5 protein-coding genes and 1 pseudogene are annotated in these 5,825 nt (G+C 72.5%); 3 read left to right on the plus strand and 3 right to left on the minus strand.

Annotated elements, in window-relative coordinates:
* Positions 1-60 precede the first annotated feature (60 nt).
* Positions 61-747, minus strand: coding sequence for an SMI1/KNR4 family protein (locus ACIQOV_RS23980; RefSeq protein WP_401051573.1), 687 nt, complete (start codon positions 745-747; stop codon positions 61-63).
* Positions 748-973: 226 nt separating this feature from the next.
* Between ACIQOV_RS23980 and ACIQOV_RS23985 the strand changes: the two genes are divergently transcribed.
* The 3 genes from ACIQOV_RS23985 to ACIQOV_RS23995 are packed head-to-tail and all read left to right on the plus strand — an operon-like array spanning position 974 to position 4,257.
* A complete protein-coding gene (locus ACIQOV_RS23985) occupies positions 974-1,906 on the plus strand; it encodes a carbohydrate ABC transporter permease (protein WP_401051576.1) in 933 nt (310 codons plus the stop codon).
* Positions 1,903-2,805, plus strand: a complete 903-nt coding sequence (locus tag ACIQOV_RS23990; RefSeq protein ID WP_401051578.1) for a carbohydrate ABC transporter permease — start codon at positions 1,903-1,905, stop codon at positions 2,803-2,805. The genes ACIQOV_RS23985 and ACIQOV_RS23990 overlap by 4 nt, the downstream gene beginning before the upstream one ends.
* 51 nt (positions 2,806-2,856) lie before the next feature.
* Complete coding sequence (locus ACIQOV_RS23995) at positions 2,857-4,257, plus strand: ABC transporter substrate-binding protein (RefSeq protein ID WP_401051580.1); 1,401 nt, start codon at positions 2,857-2,859, stop codon at positions 4,255-4,257.
* A gap of 162 nt (positions 4,258-4,419) precedes the next feature.
* Here ACIQOV_RS23995 and ACIQOV_RS24000 read toward each other — a convergent pair whose 3' ends face one another.
* Together ACIQOV_RS24000 and ACIQOV_RS24005 are read right to left on the minus strand one after the other, a co-directional pair.
* Positions 4,420-5,382, minus strand: a complete 963-nt coding sequence (locus ACIQOV_RS24000) for a DMT family transporter (protein ID WP_401051581.1) — start codon at positions 5,380-5,382, stop codon at positions 4,420-4,422.
* Positions 5,383-5,496: 114 nt separating this feature from the next.
* Positions 5,497-5,825, minus strand: a pseudogene (locus tag ACIQOV_RS24005) (hypothetical protein); the annotation flags it as partial.

Raw genomic sequence — 5,825 nt, forward strand, 5'->3', positions numbered from 1 at the left:
TCCGCCGGGCAGCCCTCCGCCCCTCCGCCCGGCAATCTCCTCCGCCCGACCGCCGGCCGGCTACTCGCCCAGCCACTCCCCGGGCAGCACCCCGTAGAGCGCGTCCAGCGCCTGCGGGGTGCGGGCGCGGGCCGCCACCCAGGCCTCCTCGGCCACCCCGACCAGCACCTCCGGGCCCTGGTACCAGCGGAAGTTGCGGCCGAGCGCGGGCAACTCCAGGAGACCGTCCGGCAGTTCGTCCTCCAATTCGAGGAAGTCGGTCAGCTCGTGCTCCTCCAGCAGCTTCTCCATCATCGCCATCGCCGCGGCCGCCGTGGAGAAGCGCTCCTCCCAGGGCTCCCACCGCTCCTGTGACTTGTCCGCCAGGTCGAGCCGGCCCACCGTCGGCGGGTCCTCCCGGTCGAGGGCGTCCAGCGGCACGCCCCAGTGCGCACAGCCCTGGTTCTCCGCCCGGTACACCAGCGCGCCGTCCAGCACGTGCAGCTCGTCCGGCGTCAGCAGCACGTCCTGGCTGCTGGTCAGGTCCGCCCGGCGGCCGAACAGCCGGTACGCCTCGCGCAGCGCCACCGGCAGCCGCAGGCCCAGCCGCCGCTCGGCCGCGTCCAGCTCCGCGTCCGCGAAGCCGTCGCCCGGCCCCAGGGGCTCGCCCCAGTAGGCGGCGAAGCCCCTGACGAGCGCCCAGGCACCCGCGCGGGAGCGCACACTTTCGGCCATTGCCGCCGGGATGTCGAATTCCGTTTCGTCCACCCGCGCACCGTACGCCACCCCTCCGACAACGCGGTGAACCGCTCGACAGCCCGCCCGCCGCCGGTGCGCAGCCCCTCCGCCGCCCGTCCGGGCACGACCGGCCGGATCTGACGCGAACGCGTAATCCCGGCGACACCCGTTGATCACCACGGGGTTTCCACGCCGTCGTTCGGGCAAGACACGGTTTCGGCCGGAACCGACATCACGAAAGGCGGACGCGCGAACGATGCCGACCGCACCGCACACCGGGCCCCTCCCGGGCCGCCGCTCCCCACGGGGAGGGCGCTGGGGCGAACACGGGCTCGCCTGGGCCTTCCTGCTGCCCTCCCTGGTGGTCTTCGTCCTCTTCATCGGCTACCCGCTGGGCCGGACCGTCTACCTCAGCGGGCACGCCAACGACCTCTTCGGCGCGCCCTCCCGCTACGTGGGGACGAAGCACTACACCGACCTGTTCGCCTCGGCCGACTTCGGCCGCACCCTGACGACCACGGCCCTGTTCACCCTGCTCACCGTGGTGCCCGGGGTGCTCGGCGCGCTGCTGCTGGTGCTGCTCCTGGAGAACCGGATCCGCGGCGTGCGGCTGCTGCGCTCGGCGTTCGCACTGCCCTTCGCCTTCTCGGTGGCCAGCGCCTCGGTGGTCTTCGCGGTGTTCTTCAACCCCGCCAGCGGGGTGCTCAACGGCCTGCTCTCGCACGTCGGCCTCGGCCCGGTCGGCTGGCTGACCGACTCCCGGTACGCGCTGCTCTCGGTGGCCGTCACCACGGTGTGGATGAACCTCGGCTACAACGTGCTGGTGCTCTCCGCGGGCATCGGCTCGATCCCGGGGGAGGTCCTGGAGGCGGCCCGCATCGACGGCGCCTCCGGCCTGCGGCTGGCCCGCTCGATCACCGTCCCGATGCTCGGACCGAACCTGTTCTTCCTGACCGTGGTCTCCACCGTCCACGCGCTCCAGAGCTTCGGCCAGATCCACATCCTCACCAAGGGCGGGCCGGACGGCTCCACCCGGACCCTCGTCTACTCCGTCTACGAGAAGGCCTTCGCCTACGGCTCCAGCGACTTCGGCACCGCGAGCGCCCAGGCCGTGGTGCTGCTCGTGGTCGTCCTCGCCTGCACGGCCGTCCAGTTCGGCGTCCTGGAGCGGAAGGTGCACTACGCATGACCACCCTGACCACCGAGACCGAGACCGGGGCGCAGGCCGAGGCGCCCCGCCCGCGCGCCCGCGCCCTCGCCGGCCGCTCCCCGCGCGACCTGCTCGGCCGCGCCGCCGTCCACCTGCTGCTCGCCGTCGCGGTCGTCACCGTGGCCTTCCCGGTCTACTACGCGATCGCCGGCGCCTTCATGGGCCCGTCCGAACTCTCCTCCTACCCGCCGGCCCTGGTGCCGCACTCGGTCACCGGACGGAACTTCTCCGGCGCCGTGGAGGCCATCCCGCTGGCCCGCCAGTACGCCAACTCGGCGATCGTGGCGACCGTCATCACGCTCGCCCAGCTGTTCACCTCGGTGCTCGCCGCGTACGCGTTCGTGTTCCTGCCGATGAAGGCCCGGGCCGTGCTGTTCGGGGTGTTCCTGGCCACGCTGATGGTCCCGTGGGAGGCCATCATCATCCCCAACTACCTGACGCTGTCCGGCTGGGGGCTCGGCAACACCTACTTCGGCCTGGTGCTGCCCTTCCTGGCCTCCGGCTTCGGCACCTTCATGCTGCGCCAGGCCTTCCGCCAGCTGCCCGGCGAACTGCGCGACGCGGCCCGGATCGACGGGGCCGGCCACTGGCGCTTCCTGTGGCGGATCGTCGTCCCGCTCAACAAGCCGGCCCTCGCGGCGCTGTCGATCTACGTCTTCCTGTCGGCCTGGAACCAGTACTTCTGGCCGCTGATCATCACCCGCACGGCGAACATGCAGACCCTCCAGATCGGTCTGACCTCGCTGCGCGACTCCGAGATGGCCGATCCCGGGCTGATCCTGGCCGGTGTCGTGCTCTCCCTGCTGCCCACCCTCGCCCTGGTGGTCTTCGGCCAGCGCTTCATCGTCCGCGGCCTCACCGCGGGCGCCGTCCGCTGACCGCGTGTCCCGTCCACGTCCCCCGCTTTCCCGGATAGAGAGAGAACCCTCGTGAAGAAGAGTGCGCGCGCGCTCGCGGCCCTGCTGGTGGCCGGCCTTTCCCTGACCGCCTGCAGCTCCAGCGGCTCCGGCTCCGGTTCCGGCTCCGGAGGCTCCTCCGACGCCGGAGCGCCCGGCGCCCAGGCGCTCGACCAGGCCTCCGGTGTCACCACCGTGGAGTTCTGGCACTCGATGACCGGCAAGAACGCCGACGTGCTGAACGGGCTGGTCGGCCAGTTCAACGCCGCCCACCAGGGCAAGGTCGAGGTCAAGGCGCAGTTCCAGGGCAAGTACGACGAGCTGGTCACCAAGTACAAGGCCGCCGTGCAGCAGAAGGGCACCCCCGCCCTGGCACAGGTCTACGACATCGGCACCCGGTTCATGATCGACTCCAAGCAGACCGTCCCGGCCCAGGCCTTCGCCGACAAGGACGGCTACGCGCTGGACGACCTCGACGCCAACATCCGCAACTACTACTCGGTCGGCGGCAAGCTCCAGTCGATGCCGTTCAACTCCTCGATGCCGCTGCTCTACCTGAACACCGACGCCTTCAAGGAGGCCGGCCTCGACCCGGCGCAGGCGCCCAAGGACCTCAACGAGCTGGGCGAGCTGGCCAAGAAGCTGACGAAGAAGGACGCCGACGGCAAGACCGTCCGGTACGGCTTCGGCGCCGCCATCTACGGCTGGTTCGTGGAGCAGCTGCTCGCCGAGTCCGGCGCCATGTACTGCGACAACGACAACGGCCGCGGCAACAAGGCGGGCAAGGTCGTCTTCGACTCCGCCCAGGGCGCCCGGATCGTCCAGTGGTGGGCCGACCTGGTCAAGGGCGGCTACGCGGCCAACACCGGCCGCACCACCGACGACGCCCAGGCCGCGTTCAAGGCCGGCACGGTCGCGATGCACCTGGAGTCCACCGGCGTGCTGCGCGGCTACACCGAGGCCGCGAAGTTCGGCGTCGGCACCGCGGCCTTCCCCAAGGTCGACGCCGCCGACCAGGGCGGCCCGGTGATCGGCGGCGCCTCGCTGTGGATCAGCGGCCCCGGCCACTCGGACGCCGAGAAGCGCGCGGCCTGGGAGTTCGAGAAGTTCGTCTCCGCCCCCGAGCAGCAGGCCGTCTGGCACACCGGGACCGGCTACTTCCCGGTCAACACCAAGTCCCTGGACGACCCCAAGGACAAGGAGTGGGTGGCCAAGTACCCGCAGTTCCAGACCGCGATCGACCAGCTGAAGGCCACCAAGCCGACCCCGGCCACGGCCGGCTGCCTGCTCGGCGTGATGCCGCAGGCCCGCAAGGGCGTGGAGACCGCGATCGAGCAGACCGTCGCGGGCACCAAGCCGGCCCAGCAGGCCCTGGCCGACGCCGCGAAGGAGCTCCAGCCGGCGATCGAGAGCTACAACAGCTCGGTCGGCTGAACCGTCCCGGCCGATCGCCGGAGAGGCCGCGGCCGAACCGCCGCGGTCGAACGCCGGAGCCGCCGCGGCTGACCATCGGAACCGCTGCGGCCGGACGCCGGCACGGCGGCGGCCCGCCCCGCGCACCGCGCGCGGGGCGGGCCGCCGCCGTCGGGGCCGCCGCTACGCGGTGTCCGCCTCGGAGAAGAGGAAGATCCCGGCCAGGATCAGCGCGGCCCCGCCGTACTGCCAGGCGTCGATGCGCTCGCCCAGCAGCAGCACCGCGAAGGCGAGCCCGAACACCGGGATGATGTTCAGCAGCACGCCCGCCGTGGTGACCGGGGTCCGGGTCACGGCGCGGTTGTACATCAGGAACGCGCCCGCCAGCCCGCCGCCGCAGACCCCGGCCGCGACCAGCCAGTGCAGCGGGCGGGCCCCGCCGGTGGTCAGGCCGCCGCCCAGCAGCCACTGACCGGCGATCAGCGGCACGGTGAACAGCAGCCCGAAGCCGAACTGGTAGGCCGTGGCGACCAGCGGATCGGTGTCCCGGACGATCCGTCCGGTGAGGATGGTGGCCGCCGCGGCCGCCACCGTGCCGAGCAGGACGAGGAGGTCCCCCGTACCGAGCCCGAACACGGCGTGGCTGCCGCCCAGCGCCGCGATGCCCACCGCGCCCAGCACCACGCCGCCGACGGCGCGCGGCGTGGGTGCCCGGCGGCCGACCAGCGCGGCCAGCGCGACCACGAAGCAGGCCTCCGAGCCGCGCAGGACGGAGGCCTGGGTCGCGTCGATGTGCGCCATCCCCAGCCCGATCGCCCCGTACCCGACCATCGGCTCGAACAGCCCGAGGAGGGCGAGCCGCCGCAGCTGGTCGCGCGGCGGGCGCCGGTGGCCCCGGCGGAGCAGGAGGGCCCAGGGCAGGGCGGCGGCGGTGACCAGGGAGACGGCGAGCACCGTCACGACCGGGAGCCCGCGCAGGGCGTACTTCTCCGCGGTGGTCCACAGGCCCCAGATCGCCGAGGCCCCGATCAGGGTCAGCGTTCCGCCCGGGTGGCGGACGGCGTTGCCGATCACGCCGGTCGCGGAGCTCCGGGAGCGGGTCGGAAGGGCGGAGTCCGGTCGGCACGGGGTGGGTTCGGTGACCATGGGCCGGTGGGTTCCCTTCGGCGTCGGGCGGTCGGTCCTCGGTGCTCGGTCGTTTCAGTGCTCGGCGCTCGTCGGACCGGTCGGCCGGTCGGCTCCCCGGGCACTGCCGCAGGATCAGTCCGTGCTGCTCCGGGGCGGGTAGGTGTGGGTGATGCCCCACGGGTCGGTCACGGTCCCGTCGCCGTTCAGGTAGCCCGGGCCGATCGGCACCTTGCCGTGGCCGCCGGGGATGTCGAGCACGTACGTCGGCTGGCACATGCCCGAGACCCGGCCGCGCAGCCGGCGGACGAGCGCCTGCCCCTCCGCGATGGTGGTGCGGAAGTGGCTGGTGCCGACGGCGAGGTCGCCGTGGTGCAGGTAGTACGTGGCGCTGCTCCTGAGATCGAGCAGCGTCCGACCGAACCAATCACGAGAACCGGCAGCGTCTCGTGATCGCGAAGCCC

The organism is Kitasatospora sp. NPDC091257 (assembly GCF_044757675.1).
GTDB lineage: Bacteria > Actinomycetota > Actinomycetes > Streptomycetales > Streptomycetaceae > Kitasatospora > Kitasatospora lactacystinica.